The sequence below is a fragment of the Henriciella pelagia genome (genome assembly GCF_002088945.1).
Taxonomy (GTDB): Bacteria; Pseudomonadota; Alphaproteobacteria; order Caulobacterales; family Hyphomonadaceae; genus Henriciella; species Henriciella pelagia.
Genome location: NZ_NCSU01000007.1, coordinates 586,713 through 605,689 on the forward strand (window position 1 = coordinate 586,713; position 18,977 = coordinate 605,689).

Here is an 18,977-nt window from a genome sequence, read left to right on the forward strand (position 1 = left end):
AACGAAACTGGGCGGAAATACCTTTTTTCAGCCCTGTTTTCCTGCCCGTGCGTTGCTATCTCTCTGGTCCAACACGGGAGAAAGACATGACCTTTCTTATGAACCCAATCGCAGCCCTGTTCATCATGGGCTCAAGTCCGCTGGCTTTCCAGGTGGACCATTTCGATATGATTCCGTCGGTGGCCCCGGCCACGCAGCTAATGGCTGCGGCAACGCTCGAGGCATCCGCCCCGCAAGAGACTCTTCCGGTGAAGATCGAGAAGACCGCTATGGCTGAAACGAAGGCGTCTGTTTCAGCGCCGCGCGCAGAGGTTATTGGGGCCAGGCCACAGATCATCCTGGCGCAGGCCGAGGTTGAAAGTCCGACAATTTCCGCTCCGGCGGCGGAGATCGATGTCGAGACGACAGTGTCTGCCGAGGCGCCCGTTCGCGCTCAGACGACTGCTGTGTCGGCCACGGAGCGACGCGCCATCCTGAAGGCAGCCGCTGCGTCACTTGCCGCTGCGAAGACGGCGAAGGGCCGTTTCGTGCAGGTTTCACCGGATGGCAGCATCACGCAGGGCGATTTCGCGCTGCGCCGTCCCGGCCGGATGCGTTTCGATTATGACGCGCCGACGCCGCTGCTGATCGTTGCAGATGGCACCACCGTGGCCATGCAAGACAGCGACCTTGAAACCGTGGACCGCGTGCCGCTCGCCTCGACGCCGCTCGGTATCATTCTGGATGACCAGCTCGACTTTGAGTCCGAGACGCGCGTGACCGATGTGCGCCGCACCGACAGCAACATCGCGATCACTGTTGAGGACAAGGATGGCGAGTCTGAAGGATCCGTGACGCTCTATTTTGATGCGTCGAACTATCAGCTGCTCAGCTGGCGCGCACTCGATGCCAATCGGCAAACCACACACGTCGCACTGGAGGACATCCAGACGAATGTGAATGTCGATCCGCGTCTCTTCCGCATGGACCAGATGGTCGATGATGACGATGATGAGCGGTAAGAGCCGAGACCCATTCACTACAAATAACCCCGCAGCCTATACGGCTCGCGGGGTTTTCTGTGCCCGCTTCGGGCGCGCGGTCAGTAAGCAGTGATGGCGGCGTCGCCCCAGATTTTTTTCAGCTTGGCGTCCCGTCCGCAGCCCTGGCGATAGAAGCGATATTTGACTGGTGTCGTGCGGTAATAGTCCTGATGGTAATCCTCGGCAGGCCAGAATTCGCTGGCGTCGAGAACTTTCGTCACGACCGGCCCGGGCAAGATGCCAGCTTCCTCGATGCTTTTGATTTCCGTTTCAGCAACATCGCGCTCTTCCGGTGACTGCACGAACACAGCGGTTCGGTAGCTTTCGCCCTTGTCGCAGAACTGGCCGCGCGGATCGGTCGGATCGATCGTGTGGAAGAAATGATCGACTAGCTCTTCATAGGTCACGCGCGAAGGGTCATAGCTGATCTTTACCGCCTCATAGTGGCCGGTATCACCATAGGTGACCTGCTTGTAGGTCGGATTCTCGACAGAACCGCCCGTATAGCCGGACACGGTGGAAACCACGCCATCGACCTTGTCGAAATCAGCCTCAACGCACCAGAAACAGCCGCCGGCAAAGATCGCAGTGGCGAGCCGGGTGGACTCGGTTGGCGTGTCACCGCCTTGCTCGGCCATGGCATTCCAGACGAAGCCGGTTGCAATAGCGGCACCACCGGCGATGGCAGCGATAAGCGTGGTCTGAGAGCGTTTCATAGTGTCAGCCGAACTTTTGTTGTTGTCTAACGGCGATATGGCCGCGCAAAGCGCGGTGTGAAGTTATGTACTACATATCTCACAAAAAGGTGTTCGGTGCACCGTGGCGAATTAACCACGCTGACGATTGGCACTTCAGTTCGACAGACGTTCGACCTCTGCTTCCGAGAGTTCGGAATTGTCATAGACGCTCTGCACATCATCGAGGTCATCAAGCACATCCAGCAGCTTCATCAGCGTATCGGCTTGATCACCCTCGACAGGAACATTGTTCTGCGGTTTCCAGATCAGCCGGGTGGACTTGGCCTCGACATTGGGGAACCGGGTTTCGAGCGCGGAAGCCACTTCCATGAGATCTTCGCGTTCTGTGTAGATCCAGTGGCTTTCCTCATCGGACTCGACGTCTGTCGCGCCGGCTTCGATTGCCGCTTCCATGATTTCCATTTCGTCACCGGCTTCGGCGGGATATTCGATCTCACCGACCTGGTCGAAGCCAAAGGACACCGAACCGGTTTCGCCGAGGTTTCCGCCATTCTTGGAGAAGGCCGAACGGATCTCGCTCGCGGCGCGGTTCTTGTTGTCGGTTGACGCCTCGACGATGATGCCGACGCCGCCCGGACCGAACCCCTCATAGCGGATCTCGAAATACTCTTCGCCGCCGCCGCCCTGGCCCTTGTCGACGGCGCGTTTGATATTGTCCTTTGGCATGGACTGGCCGCGCGCATTGTTGATGGCGAGGCGCAGGCGAGGATTGGCGTCGGGATCAGGACCGCCAAGCTTCGAAGCAATCGTGATCTCTTTCGAAAGGCGCGCAAAGAGCGCTGCGCGTTTCTTGTCCTGCGCACCCTTGCGGTGCTGGATGTTGGCCCATTTGGAATGTCCAGCCATGTCGTCCTCATTTGCATGTCGCCGTGACGGCGCGTCTTCGCCGATCTAGCCGAGTGACTGCAGTTTTAAAAGATATCGATGCAGACTTACAGGTTTCGCAAGGGAGATATTAAGACAGGGAGACTAGTTCTGCGCGTCGGGATTTTTGGAGTGGGTGATGGACCTGACGAGACTGAACAGCCGGATCTTTGAACTCGATGGTGGCCATCAGGCGTTCGATTTCGGAACCTTCATTATCCGCTCGGCCTTCCAGCCCATTTACGCAATCAACAACAGTGCCGGAATGCTCTACGGCGTCGAGGCGCTTGCCCGCCCGCTTTACAAGGGCCGACCGATCGAGCCGCTCGACTTTTTCTCGCGCCTGTCTGACCGCGACCGCTTCGTTGCCGATTGGGCATGCCTGCTGCTTCATCTCGCAAACACTGCGGCCTGGCGCCTTGGCAATACGAGCCTGTTCGTGAACCTCAATCCCGGTTCCTGCCGCTATACCGACCAGATGGTGAAAGGGCTTGAGCACTATAAGGAGCTGGTCTGCGCGAAGGGTCTTGATCCGTCCAATGTCGTCTTCGAGATTACCGAGGAAGATGGCGGCGACAAGCGTGCGCTTGCAACCATTGTCGACAAGCTGAAATCACTCGGATTCCGGACCGCGATCGACGATTTTGGCGTCGGCAGCTCGGATCTAATGCGGGTCATCGAGCTGCAGCCGGATATAATCAAGGTTGATGCTGGCTGGTTCCGGAAGATGATGGAGCAGGAAGACACTCGCCAGCTGGCCCACTCGATAATTGTGAAACTGCATGAGATGCGAGCTCACCTCCTGTTCGAAGGGGTTGAGACACCGCGTGAGCTGCACTGGGCGCGTGAGTGCGCTGGCTCTCTCATCCAGGGGTGGCTGTTCGGCAAGGCGACTCATCTAGGTGAAGCGGCTGAGGCCCGGAAAGTGGCTGTGCCGTCTACACAGGTCCCGTCAAAGGCAAGCGCCTAGTCGACCTCAGGCACACACGCCGATAGCCGACCGCCCAGGCGAACCGGTTCGATCCGCGTGGCAAGTCCCGTGCGGTCATCCGTCTCCACATACACCCCGCACAGCGTGCCTTCGCCGAGGGCCGGCGCATAGCGCTCGCCAGGCAGTTGTGTGGCAAACCGCGTGATCGAGTTTTCCTTTTTCATGCCGATGACACTGTCATAGTCGCCGCACATGCCGGCATCCGTCTGATAGGCGGTGCCGTTTTCCAGGATCATCAGGTCCGCGGTGGGAACATGCGTATGACTGCCGACAACGAGGCTGGCGCGGCCGTCACAATAATGACCCATCGCCATTTTCTCGCTGGTGGCCTCGCAATGCATGTCCACGATGAGCGCGTCTACAGCCATGCCAAGCGGCATGGAATCAAGCGCGAGGTCGGCGTGCTGGAAGGCGTTCTCCAGCTGTTGCTTCATGAAGACAGTGCCTTGCAGTTGCACAACGCCGACACGGCGTCCGTCCGGCAGCACGAAGACGTGGGCGCCCTTGCCGGGTGCATTGGCTGCTTGCGGATAGTTCAGCGGACGGAGCAGGCGTGGCTCACGCTCGATATAGGTCATCGCTTCGCGCTGGTCCCAGGCATGATCGCCCAGGGTGAGGCAGTCGGCGCCGGCATTGAAGAAATCGCCTGCAATCGCTTCGGTTAGCCCGAATCCGCCGGCGGCGTTCTCGGCGTTCACAACCACGAAGTCGAGGGAGAGTCGGCGTCGCAGGTCCGGAACATGGTCCAGAACAGCAGCACGGCCCGGTTTGCCGACGACATCTCCGAAATAGGCAAGTCTCATCGCGTCAGCATATGCGCTGTGGGCCAGCAAAAGAAAAGGCGCGCCCGTCAGTTTGACCGGCGCGCCACGGAATCTCGTCTAGCTTTCAGCGACTATTTGTGGCTCGCAGAGAAGCCGAGATAGCTCTTGGTGAGCATGCTTGGATCTTCCATTGCCGACAGCGTCTCCATCGAGAGAGGCTGGTCTGGGGCGAGCTTGATGGTCAGCGTACCCGGATCGGTGATGAATGCCGACACGGCTGTCGCCAGCTCGGTGACGATCTCCATGTCGACACCGCTGCCCTGTGCCATCATCGGCGCCATGCTCATCATCATGGAAGCCTGCTGGCGCATCTGGGCCGGGTCTTCACCGGACTGGGCTGCAACCGCGTTGAAGATACGATCAACAAGGCTGTCATCGGCGATCGCCAGCTCGAAATTGTGGAATGCAAGCTCCTCAAGTGCACCCTGGAAGGCTGTCGGATCAGGCTCCGCGCCTTCAGCCATTGCCTCGAAGTCAAAGGCCGTCGCGGCTTCCTTGGCATAGGCCGAATAGCCTTCCAGCTTGCCACCGAAGGAGATTTTCGCGCCGTCAACCAGCTCGAAGTAATTGTCCTTGGCCGCAAAGGTGATGATGTCGTTTTCAGGATCGTAGGTGGAGACACCTGCGCCCTTCAACTCGACAGACTCATAGCCCACCATGCTCAGCGCCTGGGCAAGACCTGCGCCGGCTTCACCGCCTTCAGGGTCCGCATCAAGCGTCATCGAGAAGGGCTTGGTCACGTATTTCACTGGCTGGCCTGCCGAGTTGCGCTCAACCGCCGCGTCGAGGGACGGCATCTTGAAGCTGGCGCCAGCGGCATCGAGCGAGAAATTGCTCAGCGAAATCTTGTCATAACCAGGATCCATCGGCTGGTCGTAGACCTTGGACATGATGGAGGACATCATGGCTTCTTCGTCGCCAATATTTTCCTGAATGGCCTCCAGGAAGGCGAGGTCGAGGCCGGACATGCTCAGTGAATCAAGGTTCATCTTGACTGGTGTGCCGCTTTCTTCGTCCATGACGTCGAGCTTCAGGCCGCTCAGGACAGCGCGTGCTGCCTTCTGATCCTTCAGTTCGCGGACTTCGAAATTGCCAATGCCGAAGGTGCCGGTGGCATCGTCGTCGTTAAATGCAACAGCGACATCGCTGATCGTCCACGCGTCGAAGCCGACTTGCTGGGCCGCTGGGAAGGGCGCAGGCTCGGACTGGCCAAACGATGAAGCCAGCCATGCGGCAAGCTCCGGCGTGGGGTTCAGGAGTTCGATCTTGCCGACACTGACCGTCCCGTCATCGAGTTCTTCATCTTCGATCGTGATGCCGCTGAGCGTCATCTTCGAGAAGGATGCCTTGTCGTCGACCATGTCGAGACCGTCGAACTCGAGCGATGCGGCTTTGACGCCGCCAGCATCATCACCGGCAATCGTAATGTCGGAGAAGGTCGCCTTGGCCCCATCGACGGACTTGTTGCCATAGGCGACTGCACCGTCGCCGGAATTGGTCAGGGACATTGCGGAGATGACTGCTTCGGCCTCGGCCGGATCACCTGCGCGAATGCTGACGTCGCCGAGCGGTGCTTCGCCTGACTCGGTGCCAGACGGTCCACAACCGCTTAGAACGGCAAGCGCAGCAACGCCGCTAAGTAGATATTTCATGTTTTCAGTTCCCCTTCACTGTATCCATTGGCTAGGTTTAATGCGCCGCGATTCGAGCAATATCATGACTGTCGATAAAAACCAGACGCTGACCCTGACTTCCCGATCCGGACAGGAAATTGCGGTGCGGATCAAGATAAATCCGCGCGCTAAGCGCCTAATCCTAAGGCTTGATGAACAAAAGCGTGAAGCTGTTGCGATCGCACCACATCGCCGACTGGTGAAGGATGCTGCGCGGTTTGCAGAAGAACGGCTGGAATGGATAGAGAGTCGGCTCGATTTGCTGCCCGAGCAAATCAGCCTCGGTGTCGGAGACCGGTTCTGCCTATTGGGGCGGGATTGTGTCATTTCACTCGACGGCGAGGGACGACGTGCGCGCCTGATTGACGGCGATCCAATGGTTCTGTCATTGCCCGGCGAGCCGGAAACAATTGGCCGCCGGGCCGAACGGTTCCTTCGTAAACATGCCAAGCAGGAACTCAGCCGCGCGGTTGCGCAATACTGCGAGACGCTTGGCGTCGATGCGCGGCGTGTGACCGTCAAGGATACGCGCTCGCGCTGGGGGTCGTGCACGTCCGACGGTCGGCTCGCCTTCTCCTGGCGCCTGGTGATGGCCCCGCTCGAAGTCCTTGAATACGTCGCTGCGCACGAATGTGCGCACCTTCTGGAAATGAACCACAGCAACCGCTTCTGGGCGCATGTGGCGCGGTGCCGGCCATCCTGGAAGCGTGAACGCGCCTGGCTACGCCGTCATGGTGCGAGCCTGCACGCGGTCTCAGTCTGAGATCGGCGTGTCGGTGCTTGCGTTGTCGCTGGCCGCCGTATCGGTCTGTGTCTGACGGACCGGCTGCTGCTCAGGCGCAAAGCTGATGATCGTCGCGCCTTCGCCGCCACGAGCTTCGCGACTTGGTCCTACGAGAACGAGAGAGCCGTCAGGGCGGATTTCGGCGACGATGTCGCCTTTTGGGCGCTCTGCGAGGTATTGCTCCAGCGTGTACTTGTCCGTCAGGCGGGTGCGAGAGAAGGTCCAGCCGCGATACTGGTCGCGAACAAGACCATCATAGGTGCGCCCGCGCCGGATCAGCGTGCGCCCCCGAGCAGAAGAGCCGACCGACTTTTCATCAACGTCGTCGCCTTCAGACAGCGAGAGCTGGAACACGCGGTGACGGCCGACCTCAGGCGCAAACTGGTTGCATACCAGAGCGTTGTGGGAGTCATTGGTAGACAGGGCGATGACAGTTGCAAATCGCGAATGGTCGAGCTTGATTTCAGCGTCTTCTGAAAGGACCTCTCCGAGGAAGGTATCGAGGCCAGCCTCGCGGGCTGGGCGCAGGCGGCGATAATTGCTGTCAGCCATGATGACATCAATCTTGGATGCCTTGAGAGCCTTGGCGAACTCGATGCTCCACGAGTTCGCGCCCACCAGCAGCACGCCAGGCTTCTCCGAGCGGGCAAGGCCAAGGCGGCGTGCAAGTGGGCCGATCGTGAACCCGTGCAGCACAACGGTGGTGAACACCATGGCGAAGGCGAGCGGGACGATCTGGTCGGCGCCCGAGAAGTAGAAACGGCCTTCGCGCGAGAGATCGACAAGCAGCGTGCCGAACAGGCCGGACACGGCGACAGCCACGATACCGCGCGGCGCAATCCAGCCGAGGAGCAGGGCTTCTTTCCGGCTCAGCGTTCCCGCCGTCGCAATCCACACCGAAAGCGGGCGCACCACGAACAGCATTACGATGAGGAACATCAAAGTGTTAATGTTGAGCGCAGACTTGATGATGGACGGAGTCAGGTCCGCTGTCAGGATGACGAACACGCCGGAGACAAGCAGGACGGCAATGTCCTCCTTGAATTTTCGAAGCTCGGAAAGGTCAGCGAGGCGGGAATTGGCCAGCGTCATGCCGTAGGCGGTAACAGCGACAAGGCCGGTTTCGTGCTCGACCTCTTCGGCGAGGGCGTAACAGAGGATGATAGACGCAAAGATCAGCGGAGCCTTCAAGTATTCCGGTGTCCAGCCTTCGCGGAATGCGCGGGACATGGCGAAACCGAACGCAATGCCGAGCAGGGTGCCGATCCCCGCAGCGATCAGGATCCAGATGCCGGCGCCGAGCGTCGATTCACCCTGGGAAGCCACGCGGATGATTTCATAGGCCGCAACCGCAAACAGGGCACCGACCGGATCGTTGACGATGCCTTCCCATTTTAGGAATTGTGCCGGGCGGCCTGACAGTTTTGACTGTCGCATGAGGGGCATGATCACGGTTGGGCCGGTAACCACCATGACGCCCGCAAACACAATGGCGCTGGCCCAGTCGAGCCCGGCTGCATAATGGGCGGCAAGGGAACCGAGGAACCAGGCCAGAGGGCCGCCGAAAAAGACCATGCGTCGAACGGCTGCGCCCGCATCGCGCAAATTCTCGAATTTGAGGATCAGGCCGCCCTCGAAGAGAATAACTGCAACCGAGAGCGACACGATCGGACGCAGCAGGTCTCCGAAAGTGGCCGACGGGTCGAGAAGCGGCTCTCCCCAGATGACCTGCCACAGAGGACCAGCCGCCAGGCCGGCAAGTGCCATAAGCACGATGGCAGGGGCCTGCAGGCGCCAGGCCAGCCATTGGGCGCCGAGGCCGAGCGCCCCGATCATCGCGCAGGCGAAGATCAGGCTGTCGGAGCCTACGGCAGCAAGAAGAAGGTTCGTTTCAAACATGTTTTCTGATCGGTCCAGCCTGAAAGAGGATCAGGAGGTTGAAGTTTCGGTGCCCGTCTGGTGCGAGAAGTCAAAGCCGATTTCCCGCGTGCCATATTCCCCCGTCTCATATCGGTCCATCTGCGACTGAAACCAGTTCAGCACGTGCTTATAGACATAATCAAAGAGCCGTCTGGAGTCATCTTCGTTCAACGGTAGCGTCAAGGTGAAGGACTGACCGCCCTGGATGTCGAGGACCAGCGTGTCGCCGATCTTCTGGCATTGCATTGTCAGGCGGATCCAGTCCGTGCCTCTCGTGACGCGCACGGCGAGACCGAAAGCTATCGGCCCGAGTGGCCGAAAGCCCCTTGGCGGTACGGAAAAGGCATTGTCGCCATAATCCTTGGGTTCAAAGTCTCCAATCGGCGGCACAAGACGCACGCAGATGCCATCCTTGGCGTCGATATAGTCGCAGAGGCCCGAGCGCACGGCTTCAGCCAGTTGCCGGACCCGTGCGTAGTTTTCGGCGGCGAGATTCTGGTAGGTTTCAACAAGGTCGACGAGCTGGTCAAATCGCGTCATCGGGCGCTCCTTCGGCCGCTTGTGTGACAATAGCAGGTAGTGCGCATGCGTCGTCTAGGCCAGAGCCGCGCAGCAATTTTCTTAAATGTTTCAGGCAGTCCGACCGCGCAGATGGCGATGCGGGAGAGATTCCACTTTTGCCATGGAGGCGTCCAGCGTCTCGATTGTGGGCCGCAAGTGCGTGGGCAAGCTCGAGCGGGCGAGTTCTACCGCCGTCGCAGGCGCTAGACCGTCATCATAGGCCATGAGCAGCGTGCGGATCGTTTCGAGGTAACGCATCTCCTCGTCTATCACCTGGCCGAAGCGGGCGGCGAGTGGCCCAACCAGCCCATAAGCGAGGAAAACACCGAGAAACGTGCCGAGCAGGGCCGTAGCGATCATCGGACCAAGCACCTCGGGAGACTGGTCGATCATGCTCATCGTCTTGATGATCCCCAGCACAGCGGCGACGATGCCAAGCGCGGGCAGCGCATCAGCGAGTGAGTTGAGAGCGGTCACGGCCTTGTGGCGCGTATCGGCAATCGTCCCGATGGCATCGTCGAGATGGGCCTGGAGCGGTGACTTGCCGCCGGGATTGAGCGCCAGCAGGCGGAAACTGTCTGTGATCAGGTTGCGGGCGTCTTCGTCGGCAAGGAGGTTCGGGCGGTTCAGGAAGACAGGTGAGCTTTCTGGTGCTTCGATGTCGGCTTCGATGGAAACAATTCCACCGCGTCGGGCGCGCCGGATCAGCTCATTCATGCCGGTCAAAAGGTCAGCATAGTCTGTCTGTTTCCATTTTGGGCCGGTCACAGCTTTGCCAAGTCCAATTGCGGCATCCCGGGCGACGCGCGGCGAGTTGCCAACCAACAGGGTTCCGATGGCCGCGCCGCCAATCAGGGCGACTTCAAATGGCAGGGCTTCAAGGATTGCAGGGCTGCCACTGAAGATCAGCGCGCCGGTGATAACGGCGATGACGGTCACAAGGCCGAAAAGCTGGAACATTTGATGCGCCTTTAGTCGCTGAAGGCCTGTTATGGCGCGGAGGGCTTTAAATATGGTTTCCGCAGGCCTGACCGCAGCACCCTGCATTCCCCCGCGAGATTGCTTGATCTTTTCCGAGGCAGGGCCGATGAGGAGCCATGACTTCTCCGGGTGACCCAGTGACAGGCGTACAGAGAGATGACCGGCGCGGCGCGTTCCGGCTGCTCTTCTTTGCGCTTCTGGCGGTCGGTGCGGGCAATACGATGCTGGTCAGTGCCATCCTTCCGCCCCTGTCGCGCGATCTCGGTCTGCCGGACTGGATGGCGGGGGCCATCTTTTCGCTATCCGCCGCGATCTGGACGATCACTTCATCGTTCTGGGGACGTAAATCCAATGAATGGGGGCGGCGCCCCGTCGCGGCGATGGGCATGCTGGGCTTTTCTGTATCGATGCTGCTCTTCGGAACTTTCGCCGCGCTTGCCATGGCCGGCTTCATCGAGGGCGCGATTTTCATTTTTATCTGCCTGTTGTGCTCGCGAACGCTGTTCGGGCTTTTCGGATCCGGTACCAATCCGGCGGCGCAAGCCTATATCGCCGACCGGACCAGCCGGGAAAAGCGAACTGAAGAGATCGCGTCCCTGACTTCTGGTTTCAGTTTCGGTGCAGTTGCCGGACCTGCCTTTGCGGCTGCCGCAGGGGCGGTCTTCGGGATCCTGACGCCGGTATTTCTGATCAGCGCGATCGCCGCAGTCCTGGCATTCCTCATCTTCACGCGCCTGCCCGAGAACACAGCGCCGCGTAAGGAAGCGGGCCTGAAGAAAGGCGGCAAGCGCGAAGGCGATGGCCTCTGGCGCGACCCTCGGGTGCTGCCCTTCCTCATCTTTGCCGTTTGCCTGTCCATCGTGACCGGTGTGCTCACGCAGACCTTCGCTTTTGCGATCATGGACAAGATCGAGGTCGACGGGGCTGCGGCGATGCAGTTCACCGGACCGGCTTACACGGTGGGTGCGGCCGGCACGCTGATCTCTCAGCTGGTCATCATTCCCCGACTGAAAATGACAAACCGGACACTGATGGTCATGGGCGCGTTGACGCTCTCTGTCGGGGCTTTTCTCATTGTTCCGACGCGGGAATTTGCGGTCCTGGTCCTCGCGCAGTTCTTTGTTGGCATCGGACAGGGGCTTGCCCGCCCCGGTTTTTCCAGTGGGGCGTCGCTCGCTGTCGGATCATCGCTTCAGGGGAATGTCGCCGGCCTCGTGATCTCTGCCAACGGCATGGGCTTTATCGTCAGCCCGTTTTTCGGGCCGTGGATGTATGAGAACGTTCACCCCCACGCACCTTTCATCGGCGCAGGCGTGATGCTGCTCGCCATGGCGGTATTCGCCCGCAGGGTCTTCCCCGCCAACCAGGTCATATTGGATGACCCGGACGAACAGGCTGACCTCTACGACTAGCTGCCAAGCGCCGCGAGCACCTGCTCAAGTGCCGGCCCCGACGGGTACCCATCTGCCAGCAGACCGTTTGCCTTCTGGAAGCGTTGCAGGGCTAGACGTGTTCCGGACCCGGCGATGCCGTCGACCACGCCTGCATTGAAGCCAAGTTGGTTCAGCGCCGATTGGAGCCGCTTGACGTCTGCAGTGTTCAAACGCGGAATATCCGTTGGCCACGCAGCGACCGGCCCGTACGTGCCTTCAAGTCCGTCTGCCAGAAGCCCGACTGCCAGGGCATACGAATTTGACCGGTTATAGGTCAGGAACACATCGAAGTTCTTGAACAGCAGATACTTCGGTCCTGTCGCGCCCGTTGGCAGCCAGAGCTCTGCATAGTCGCTGTCTGCGACGCCCCACTCCCCACCGCGAATGGGCGACAGGCCTAGCGATTTCCAGGTCGACATCCGTCGGTCATTGCCATCTGCATAGGACCAGTCAAAACCTGACGGCGCGAGCACTTCGATACCCCAGGGCTGGTCAAAGACATAGCCGGACTTGGACAGGTAATTCGCGGCCGATGCGAGGGCGTCCGGGGCGCTCGCCCAGATGTCAGCCTTGCCATCGCGCTCATAATCCTGGGCGTAGGCAAGATAGGTGGTCGGCATGAACTGCGTCTGACCCATGGCACCAGCCCAGCCGGATCCAAGCTGGCGGCGGTCGGCAAAGCCATTTTCGACAATTTTCATGAGGGCGATGAGCTGGCTCTCGGCAAAGCTGCGGCGCCGGCCTTCGACGGCCATGTTGGAGAGCGTGTTGGCTGCATCATAATTGCCGATATACGAACCGAAATTGGTCTCCATCGCCCAGATCGCGCTGATGACCTCACGATTGACGCCATAGGTCTGCTCCAGCACGTCGAAGACGCCAGCGAGTTCGGCGAGCTTCGCGCGGCCGGTTTCAAACCGGCTATTGGTCACGGCGGTGCGCAGATAGTCCCAGACGGGCTTTGCGAACTCTGCCTGGTCGGCAATGCCGGTGCCAGCAACGCTGACATCTTCGCTGAGATAGAGCTCGAGTGGGGATATGCCCTCAAGCAGCGAAAAGATCACGGCCGGATTGCGGCCCTGAGCCGCTGCGCGCGCAGTGAAGTCTTCACGCCAGATGTCCATGTCGCGATTGCCTGACGGTGTGTACGGCCCGGTCGGCCCGGCAATCGGGGCGGCGCCCGGTGTGCCGACGGGGTCTCCCGGAGGCTCGGCAACAGGCGTGCCGGAGCCCGGCTGTTCGCCTGATCCGCCAGTGGTGCCCGTGCCGGTTCCAGCATTCTGCGGTGTTGCCGCGCAAGCGCCGATCAGGGCGGACAATGCCGCACCATAAATCCAGCGACGCCCGAACTTCAATTCTGTCTTCATCTCAGCAAATTCCTTTTGCCGTGGTGGTGTGTCTCTATCGTTGACTCTGATCGGACCATTCGGTATCGACGCGCCCTTGTGAGTTTCCAGCTATGGCAGGGCCCGTCCCATGAAAGTCAAATCATCTCTTAAAGCCCTGAAGACGCGCCACCGCGACTGTAAGGTCGTGCGCCGCAAGGGCCGTACATACGTCATCAACAAGACCGATCCTCGCTTTAAAGCAAAACAGGGTTAACCAGACAATGAACGCGCCGTTGCGGGATGACGTTTCTCCCCAGCGCGCGCGGATCATCCTGTTCGATTTGGGCAATGTTGTGGTGGACTGGAAACCAGTCCGCCTCTACCGGAAGATTTTCGGTTCGGACGCTGCGGCAGAGGCGTTCTGTAATGACGTCTGCACGATGGCATGGCATGTCGAGCATGATCGTGGCCGCACCTTCGCTGAAGGTGCGCGTCAGCTGAAAGCCGTTTACCCGGAATATGCCGATGAGATCGACGCCTGGCATGGGCGCTGGTTCGAAATGTTTGATGGCTATGAGATAGGCGTTCCGCCGCTGATGACGCGCCTGGAAGAAGCCGGTCATCCACTCTACGGGCTGTCAAACATGTCCGCTGAAGTCTGGCCGGAAATGCGCGAACGCTTTCCCATGTTGAAGCTGCTCCGTGACGTGGTGATTTCCGGCGAAGAAGGGCTCATCAAGCCTGACCCAGCGATCTATGAGATCAGCTTCAGGCGCACGGGAGCGAGCCACCCGGGAGACATCTTCTTTATTGATGACAGTCTCAAGAATATCGAGGCGGCGCAGACCTTCGGCTTTCGGGCCCATCACTTCCAGGGCGCTGACGGCCTCGAAAAAGCGCTCATTGAAGAGGGTTTCCTCTAGTGCCGCCTGCGGATTGCCGCATTGAGGCCTTGCCGGAACCCATAACTCCCCCATACTTGCTGTCATGCTCAAAGTGCTTGCCATTGCAGGATTGATCCTCGTTCGCGGCCCGGATTTCGGCCCATCCGACGAGATGTTCGAAGAGTTGAAGAACGCGCCCACCGAGGAAGAGGCAACATCCGTCGCACTCGACATATGGGCCGCCTGGATGGAAAGCGGTTCGGCGGCAGCAGATCTCGTCATGGAGCGCGCCGTGACTGCACAGTCGCTCGGCGACAGGGAACTGGCGCACGAGCTCTACGACCGAGTGATTTCGATACAGCCGGAATATGCTGAGGCCTATAACCGGCGCGCCACTGTGTTCCTCATGGAAGAAAAATATGATGAAGCGCTCCGTGATGTGAACGAGGCGCTTCGCCTGGAGCCGCGCCATTTCGGCGCCTGGATGGGGCTTGCCCGCGTGCTTGAACAGCTCGGCGCAAAGGAAGAAGCGCTGATTGCCTATCGCGAGGCGCTGAAAATCCATCCAACGCTTGGACCGGCCAGGTCCGCTGAGGCCCGTCTCGTCAAGGAGAAGAACGGGCAGGGGCTTTGAAACTGGCAACCAGCGTCCTCCTCATCCTGATTATGGCAGGGCTGGCCGGCGCATGTGTCCACAGCGCCGTCTATACCGGTAATGCCGAGGAACGCTGGCCGGCCATCGGGTCGCTGGTGGAGGTCGATGGTAGCGACATGCATGTCATCATGTCGGGCGATAGCGGTCCGGCTGTTCTGATGATCCACGGAGCATCGGCCAATGCGCGTGAGTTCACCGGGACGCTCGCGCCTCGCCTCTCGGCAGATCACCGCGTTCTCATGGCGGACCGTCCCGGCCATGGCTACTCCGAACGCGCAGAAGGCAGCGAAAGCCTTACTGTGCAGGCCCGGCAGATGGCCGGCGTGATCAGGTCGATGGCGCCCGGCGAGAAAGTCGTTGTCGTCGGCCACTCCTTCGGCGGCGCTGTCGCGCTGCGGGTCGCACTGGACTATCCGGACCTTGTGGATGGCCTCGTCCTTCTGGCGCCCGTCACCCATGACTGGGGCAGCGGTGGCGAGACCTGGTACAACAAGGCTGCGGGACCGCCCGTCATAGGGCCCATCTTCTCCCAGCTTGCGCCGATTGTTGGCCCTGCTCAGGTCAAGACCGGCATTGACGGCGTGTTCAACCCGTCGGACGCCCCCGAAGGTTATTATGGTGATGCTGGTCTCGGCCTTCTCTTCAGGCCACCACACTTTCGCGCCAATGCCGATGACATGAATGCGCTACGCGGCGAACTGGCCGCCCAGCAGGAGCGCTATCCGTCAATTGACGTGCCAGTCATCCTGTTCTCAGGCGCGAAGGATACCGTTATCAATCCGACGCTTCATGCCGGGAAGATCAAGCATCAGATCGCGAATTTCACGCTCGTTGCGCTCGCAGATGGCGGACACATGCCTCATCATGCGCACGGCGCTGACGTCGCTGATGCGATCCGCCGGCTGTCTGCGACCGATCAGTCTTCGTAAGCGATAAGGCCGCTCGCGCGCCCCATCACATGGAAAATCTCGTTTTGTTCGATCGTACCACGGATGAGTTCTGCGCCCGGACCGCTTGCATAGACAGGGACGTCTTCACCCGCATGGGTTTCCGAACCGGAGAAGACGAGGGCCTGTTGGTGGAAATCCTTGTCGGTTGTGTCGACGTTGGTGAGGTCTTCGCGCGCGCAGTTTTCCGCGCCCGGCTTGCAGCCCGTTGAACCATTTGCGTAGCCGAGCGTGGTGTAGGGCTTGCCATCATCGGCGCGCGCCAGTCCGCCGGGGCCGTAGGCGACCTTGCCCAGGATATCGTTCCCACGGACAGGATATCCAGCGATCGTCAGCGTGTGGGAATGGTCTGCAGTCACGATGATCAGCGTATCGGATGCATTCGTCATTGCCAGGGCGGCGGCAACCGCCTCATCCAGAGCAGCAGTATCTCCAAGGGCGCGGGCCGCATTCGTCGCGTGGTGCCCATGGTCAATCCGGCCGCCTTCGACGAGCAGGACATATCCGTCCTGATCCTGTGACAGCCTTGTGATCGCTGCGGTGGTGAGTTCTGCAAGCGAGGGTTCGCCAGCCTTGTCTTCGGCGCGGTCCAGTTCCCATTGCATGTGCGATGGCTCGAATAGACCAAGCACCTTGCCTGCGGAAGCAAAATCGATGGCGTCAAAACCGGCCTGATCATAGACATAGGTGCGGTCGTCGCCGCCGCTCAGCCATGCTTCAACGAGATTCTCGCCGTCTGCGCGGCGACCGGCCGGCTGACCGGTCTCGGGGTCGGTCACGCTTGGCGGCAGGAAGGTGCCGCGGCCACCACCGAGAATGACCTCAAAGCCATCTCCAGCGGGCCACTCGACGAGTTGGCGCGCAATGTCCTTGCAGCCCGTCTCGCCGACTTCCGTATCATCTTCCCAGTTGCGGCTGGCGCTTTCTGCATAGGTTGCAGCGGGGGTGGCGTGAGTGATGCGCGCGGTCGACACGATGCCAGTCGCAAGGCCTGCGGCTTCGGCGAGTTCGAACAGGGAATCGGTTTCCTGGCCTTCAATGGACGCGCAGTTGCCGAATGCGACGCCGGAGCGAAGGCCGACAGTGCGCGAAAGCGTCTTTACGCCGCTCATCATTGCCGTTGCCGTGGATGCGCTGTCGGCAACTTGTGAGTCGTGGCTGTAGGTTTTTGAAAAGGCAGAATAGGGAAGGCTTTCCATGGCCAGCCGGTAGCTTTCGCCATCCAGCCCCTTTTGCTGACCGGCATAGATCCGGCCTGCGGTCACGGTCGAAACCCCCATGCCGTCACCGACAAAGAGGATAACATTCTTTGCTCCAGGGGCGAAGCCTTCGCCGGCTCTCTTGTTCACTTCCGCTGCAGCGGTGCTGTAATAGCTGTCGCCCGCTTGCTGCGGCTGCATGGCCGTCCGGTCGAGCGCGTTGGTATTGCCTGCTTCTTCCGGCTGGGCGACGCTTGTCGCGCAGGCAGCAAGGGTCAGTGCTGCTGCGAGCGAGAAGAAAAGGATGCGCATGCGCTGGCGGGTCGGAGAGGTCTTGCTCTGGGTCATGCGGGGTCTTTAGCGGTTTTTTGTGACGGTTTCGATGCCAATTTCTGACGGCGCTCGCGCGCCGCGCCCTGGGACAGCCAGATGCCGAACAGGATGAGTCCGGCCCCGCCGCCCTGAATGGCTGACAACGGTTCGTCGAAGAGCTGCCAGGAGATGGCGGCAGCGACAACAGGCTGGATGAGCACGATGATACCGGCAATTGCGGCAGGTGTTCGACCGAGCCCGGCAATGATGAGACCTTGTCCACCGACCTGGGCCACGAGGGCAAGAAAGGCTGGCGCTGCAAAACCGGCCAGTGTGGCCGGAAAGAAGCGCTCGCCCGAGGCGGCGACGATGAAGGCTGCGACAATGGCTTCAGTCACGGTCAGCCAGAAAATCACGTCCATGGCACCGAGACGGTTTCGCGCGATCTTTGAGCAAAGCATGTAGCCGGACACCAGAAAGGCTGCGCCAAGCGCAAGCAGGTCGCCCCTGATGTCGGTCTTGCCGCCACTCTCTCCACCGAGCGACAGGGCTGCTGCGCCCGTTACCGCTATCAGTACAGCCACAAACCAGATCGGCTTGGGCCGCTCCTTGAGGAACAGCCAGGCTGCGAATCCCACGCATACATTGCCAAGGTTCACGATGAAGGTGGCATTGGCCACCGTGGTCAGCGTCAGCCCCCAGTGCCAAAGCGCAATATCGAGGGCGAAGAACGTGCCTGCGGCGATGACATATCCATTGATACGCGCCGGCATGCGGCGCTCGATGAAGATCAGCAGCAGGAACAGGGCTGGAATCGCGAACATGTATCGCCAGAACGCAATCGCCTGTGGCCCTAGCGAATCGAGCCCCCAGCGCAGGCCAATCGGCGCAAGTCCGATGCATGTGCCGCCGAGCAATAGCAAGAGCGGACCAAGCCAGGCGCGCGCTGGCGAAAGAGGCTTTCCAAGATGTGACATTCAGACTCCCGCCAGACGGCGCACCTGATCCGGCGTTAAGCCCTCTGCCCTCAGGCTGGCAAGACTCTGAGATGCAAAACGTTTGGCGAGCTTCTTGCCGTCCGGCCCGAGGACCAGAGGATGATGCGTATAAATCGGCTGTGACCAGCCCATCAACGCCTGGATGAGGACGTGCATATGGGCGGCATCGGCAAGGTCCTCGCCCCGGATGACGTGGGTGATACCCTGAAGCGCATCATCATGGGTCGATGCCACATGATAGGCTGTGGGTGAGTCCTTGCGCGTGAGGTTGATATCCCCATGCAGGTCGGGACGGGCCTTCATCGTGTCCATACCGCCATCTGAAGAGCAAAGTGAGAAGGACAGCGTGTCATAGACGTCGCCCAGATACTCCCGGCAGGCAGACAGCGAGAGGCGCCAGGTATAGGGCCGACCGGCCTCGAGTTGCCTGGCCTCTTCGGACGGCGACAGGGGCGAGCCTTTAAAAGGCGCTCCGGGCGGCAGGCCAGCTTCAGCCTGCTCCTGTGCAATCTGCGTCCGGGACCTGAAGCACCGATAGGTCAGCCCCATCTCGGTCAGGCGCCTCACAACGCGGTCATAGTCATCGAAATGGTTGGACTGGACGCGCAAAGGCTCTTCCCACGCGAGACCGAGCCAGGCCAGGTCCTCAAGAATGGCGTCAGTGAATTCGGGTCTGCAGCGGCCAAGGTCAATATCTTCTATTCTGAGCAGCACCCGTCCGCCTGCGCGGCGCGCAGCCTCCCAGACATGCCAGGCCGAAGCGGCATGCCCAAGATGCAGAAGCCCCGTCGGTGACGGGGCAAAGCGGGTCACGAATTCCGTCACCCGCGGGCTCTAGCAAAA

19 protein-coding genes are annotated in these 18,977 nt (G+C 60.2%); 8 read left to right on the forward strand and 11 right to left on the reverse strand.

Annotation, left to right across the window (positions count from 1 at the left end):
* Positions 1-86 precede the first annotated feature (86 nt).
* Positions 87-1,001 carry a LolA family protein gene (locus B8746_RS05615; protein WP_233123951.1) on the forward strand — a complete coding sequence of 305 codons (915 nt, stop codon included), beginning with the start codon at positions 87-89 and terminating at the stop codon, positions 999-1,001.
* Positions 1,002-1,081: 80 nt separating this feature from the next.
* Here the strand turns inward: B8746_RS05615 and msrA are convergent, their stop codons facing one another.
* The gene (gene msrA, locus B8746_RS05620) at positions 1,082-1,738 is read right to left on the reverse strand and encodes a peptide-methionine (S)-S-oxide reductase MsrA (protein WP_084392312.1); all 657 of its coding nucleotides are present in this window, start codon (positions 1,736-1,738) and stop codon (positions 1,082-1,084) included.
* A 135-nt stretch (positions 1,739-1,873) separates the two neighbouring features.
* Entirely contained in the window at positions 1,874-2,626 is a 753-nt protein-coding gene (locus B8746_RS05625; RefSeq protein WP_084392315.1) for a YebC/PmpR family DNA-binding transcriptional regulator, read from the reverse strand.
* A 157-nt stretch (positions 2,627-2,783) separates the two neighbouring features.
* Here B8746_RS05625 and B8746_RS05630 point away from each other — a divergent pair, with 157 nt between their 5' ends.
* The gene (locus B8746_RS05630; RefSeq protein ID WP_084392318.1) at positions 2,784-3,614 is read left to right on the forward strand and encodes an EAL domain-containing protein; all 831 of its coding nucleotides are present in this window, start codon (positions 2,784-2,786) and stop codon (positions 3,612-3,614) included.
* Here B8746_RS05630 and B8746_RS05635 read toward each other — a convergent pair.
* Both B8746_RS05635 and B8746_RS05640 read right to left on the reverse strand, forming a co-directional pair.
* On the reverse strand, positions 3,611-4,438 hold the full coding sequence (locus tag B8746_RS05635; protein WP_084393138.1) for a TIGR00282 family metallophosphoesterase: 828 nt from the start codon (positions 4,436-4,438) through the stop codon (positions 3,611-3,613). The two genes, B8746_RS05630 and B8746_RS05635, sit on opposite strands and share 4 nt — an antisense overlap.
* Before the next feature lie 92 nt (positions 4,439-4,530).
* The gene (locus B8746_RS05640; RefSeq protein WP_084392321.1) at positions 4,531-6,111 is read right to left on the reverse strand and encodes a hypothetical protein; all 1,581 of its coding nucleotides are present in this window, start codon (positions 6,109-6,111) and stop codon (positions 4,531-4,533) included.
* A gap of 64 nt (positions 6,112-6,175) precedes the next feature.
* Between B8746_RS05640 and B8746_RS05645 the strand changes: the two genes are divergently transcribed.
* The gene (locus B8746_RS05645) at positions 6,176-6,895 is read left to right on the forward strand and encodes a M48 family metallopeptidase (protein WP_084393139.1); all 720 of its coding nucleotides are present in this window, start codon (positions 6,176-6,178) and stop codon (positions 6,893-6,895) included.
* Here B8746_RS05645 and B8746_RS05650 read toward each other — a convergent pair.
* The 3 genes from B8746_RS05650 to B8746_RS05660 form a co-directional block, all read right to left on the reverse strand.
* Positions 6,887-8,815, reverse strand: a complete 1,929-nt coding sequence (locus B8746_RS05650) for a cation:proton antiporter (protein WP_084392324.1) — start codon at positions 8,813-8,815, stop codon at positions 6,887-6,889. The two genes, B8746_RS05645 and B8746_RS05650, sit on opposite strands and share 9 nt — an antisense overlap.
* 30 nt (positions 8,816-8,845) lie before the next feature.
* Positions 8,846-9,376 carry a hypothetical protein gene (locus B8746_RS05655; RefSeq protein ID WP_084392327.1) on the reverse strand — a complete coding sequence of 177 codons (531 nt, stop codon included), beginning with the start codon at positions 9,374-9,376 and terminating at the stop codon, positions 8,846-8,848.
* Positions 9,377-9,466: 90 nt separating this feature from the next.
* The gene (locus B8746_RS05660) at positions 9,467-10,357 is read right to left on the reverse strand and encodes a motility-associated protein (protein WP_084393140.1); all 891 of its coding nucleotides are present in this window, start codon (positions 10,355-10,357) and stop codon (positions 9,467-9,469) included.
* 137 nt (positions 10,358-10,494) lie between these two features.
* Here B8746_RS05660 and B8746_RS05665 point away from each other — a divergent pair, with 137 nt between their 5' ends.
* Entirely contained in the window at positions 10,495-11,790 is a 1,296-nt protein-coding gene (locus tag B8746_RS05665; protein WP_084392330.1) for an MFS transporter, read from the forward strand.
* Here B8746_RS05665 and B8746_RS05670 read toward each other — a convergent pair.
* Complete coding sequence (locus B8746_RS05670) at positions 11,787-13,178, reverse strand: lytic murein transglycosylase (protein WP_084392332.1); 1,392 nt, start codon at positions 13,176-13,178, stop codon at positions 11,787-11,789. The two genes, B8746_RS05665 and B8746_RS05670, sit on opposite strands and share 4 nt — an antisense overlap.
* 109 nt (positions 13,179-13,287) lie before the next feature.
* Here B8746_RS05670 and ykgO point away from each other — a divergent pair, with 109 nt between their 5' ends.
* The 4 genes from ykgO (at position 13,288) to B8746_RS05690 (ending at position 15,607) form a co-directional block, all read left to right on the forward strand.
* A complete protein-coding gene (ykgO, locus tag B8746_RS05675; RefSeq protein ID WP_084392334.1) occupies positions 13,288-13,413 on the forward strand; it encodes a type B 50S ribosomal protein L36 in 126 nt (41 codons plus the stop codon).
* 7 nt (positions 13,414-13,420) lie between these two features.
* Entirely contained in the window at positions 13,421-14,062 is a 642-nt protein-coding gene (locus B8746_RS05680) for an HAD family hydrolase (RefSeq protein WP_084392337.1), read from the forward strand.
* Positions 14,063-14,126: 64 nt separating this feature from the next.
* A complete protein-coding gene (locus B8746_RS05685) occupies positions 14,127-14,657 on the forward strand; it encodes a tetratricopeptide repeat protein (protein WP_084392340.1) in 531 nt (176 codons plus the stop codon).
* Positions 14,654-15,607, forward strand: a complete 954-nt coding sequence (locus B8746_RS05690; RefSeq protein WP_084392343.1) for an alpha/beta fold hydrolase — start codon at positions 14,654-14,656, stop codon at positions 15,605-15,607. Before B8746_RS05685 ends, B8746_RS05690 begins: the two co-directional genes overlap by 4 nt.
* Here B8746_RS05690 and B8746_RS05695 read toward each other — a convergent pair.
* Genes B8746_RS05695 through gluQRS form a run of 3 tightly spaced genes read right to left on the reverse strand, consistent with a single transcriptional unit; the run spans position 15,595 to position 18,947 of the window.
* Positions 15,595-17,172 (reverse strand): alkaline phosphatase, encoded by a 1,578-nt coding sequence (locus tag B8746_RS05695; protein ID WP_233123953.1) that lies wholly within the window; start codon positions 17,170-17,172, stop codon positions 15,595-15,597. The two genes, B8746_RS05690 and B8746_RS05695, sit on opposite strands and share 13 nt — an antisense overlap.
* A complete protein-coding gene (locus B8746_RS05700) occupies positions 17,169-18,113 on the reverse strand; it encodes a DMT family transporter (RefSeq protein WP_084392345.1) in 945 nt (314 codons plus the stop codon). The genes B8746_RS05695 and B8746_RS05700 overlap by 4 nt, the downstream gene beginning before the upstream one ends.
* On the reverse strand, positions 18,114-18,947 hold the full coding sequence (gene gluQRS, locus B8746_RS05705; RefSeq protein WP_233123955.1) for a tRNA glutamyl-Q(34) synthetase GluQRS: 834 nt from the start codon (positions 18,945-18,947) through the stop codon (positions 18,114-18,116).
* Between the last annotated feature and the right edge of the window lie 30 nt (positions 18,948-18,977).

What these genes read in the sequence shown, in the direction of transcription:
- B8746_RS05615 (WP_233123951.1), top strand. Translation starts at nt 87, where the DNA reads ATGACCTTTCTTATGAACCCAATCGCAGCCCTGTTCATCATGGGCTCA.
- msrA (WP_084392312.1), bottom strand. Translation starts at nt 1,738, where the DNA reads ATGAAACGCTCTCAGACCACGCTTATCGCTGCCATCGCCGGTGGTGCC.
- B8746_RS05625 (WP_084392315.1), bottom strand. Translation starts at nt 2,626, where the DNA reads ATGGCTGGACATTCCAAATGGGCCAACATCCAGCACCGCAAGGGTGCG.
- B8746_RS05630 (WP_084392318.1), top strand. Translation starts at nt 2,784, where the DNA reads ATGGACCTGACGAGACTGAACAGCCGGATCTTTGAACTCGATGGTGGC.
- B8746_RS05635 (WP_084393138.1), bottom strand. Translation starts at nt 4,438, where the DNA reads ATGAGACTTGCCTATTTCGGAGATGTCGTCGGCAAACCGGGCCGTGCT.
- B8746_RS05640 (WP_084392321.1), bottom strand. Translation starts at nt 6,111, where the DNA reads ATGAAATATCTACTTAGCGGCGTTGCTGCGCTTGCCGTTCTAAGCGGT.
- B8746_RS05645 (WP_084393139.1), top strand. Translation starts at nt 6,176, where the DNA reads ATGACTGTCGATAAAAACCAGACGCTGACCCTGACTTCCCGATCCGGA.
- B8746_RS05650 (WP_084392324.1), bottom strand. Translation starts at nt 8,815, where the DNA reads ATGTTTGAAACGAACCTTCTTCTTGCTGCCGTAGGCTCCGACAGCCTG.
- B8746_RS05655 (WP_084392327.1), bottom strand. Translation starts at nt 9,376, where the DNA reads ATGACGCGATTTGACCAGCTCGTCGACCTTGTTGAAACCTACCAGAAT.
- B8746_RS05660 (WP_084393140.1), bottom strand. Translation starts at nt 10,357, where the DNA reads ATGTTCCAGCTTTTCGGCCTTGTGACCGTCATCGCCGTTATCACCGGC.
- B8746_RS05665 (WP_084392330.1), top strand. Translation starts at nt 10,495, where the DNA reads ATGACTTCTCCGGGTGACCCAGTGACAGGCGTACAGAGAGATGACCGG.
- B8746_RS05670 (WP_084392332.1), bottom strand. Translation starts at nt 13,178, where the DNA reads ATGAAGACAGAATTGAAGTTCGGGCGTCGCTGGATTTATGGTGCGGCA.
- ykgO (WP_084392334.1), top strand. Translation starts at nt 13,288, where the DNA reads ATGAAAGTCAAATCATCTCTTAAAGCCCTGAAGACGCGCCACCGCGAC.
- B8746_RS05680 (WP_084392337.1), top strand. Translation starts at nt 13,421, where the DNA reads ATGAACGCGCCGTTGCGGGATGACGTTTCTCCCCAGCGCGCGCGGATC.
- B8746_RS05685 (WP_084392340.1), top strand. Translation starts at nt 14,127, where the DNA reads ATGCTCAAAGTGCTTGCCATTGCAGGATTGATCCTCGTTCGCGGCCCG.
- B8746_RS05695 (WP_233123953.1), bottom strand. Translation starts at nt 17,172, where the DNA reads ATGACCCAGAGCAAGACCTCTCCGACCCGCCAGCGCATGCGCATCCTT.
- B8746_RS05700 (WP_084392345.1), bottom strand. Translation starts at nt 18,113, where the DNA reads ATGTCACATCTTGGAAAGCCTCTTTCGCCAGCGCGCGCCTGGCTTGGT.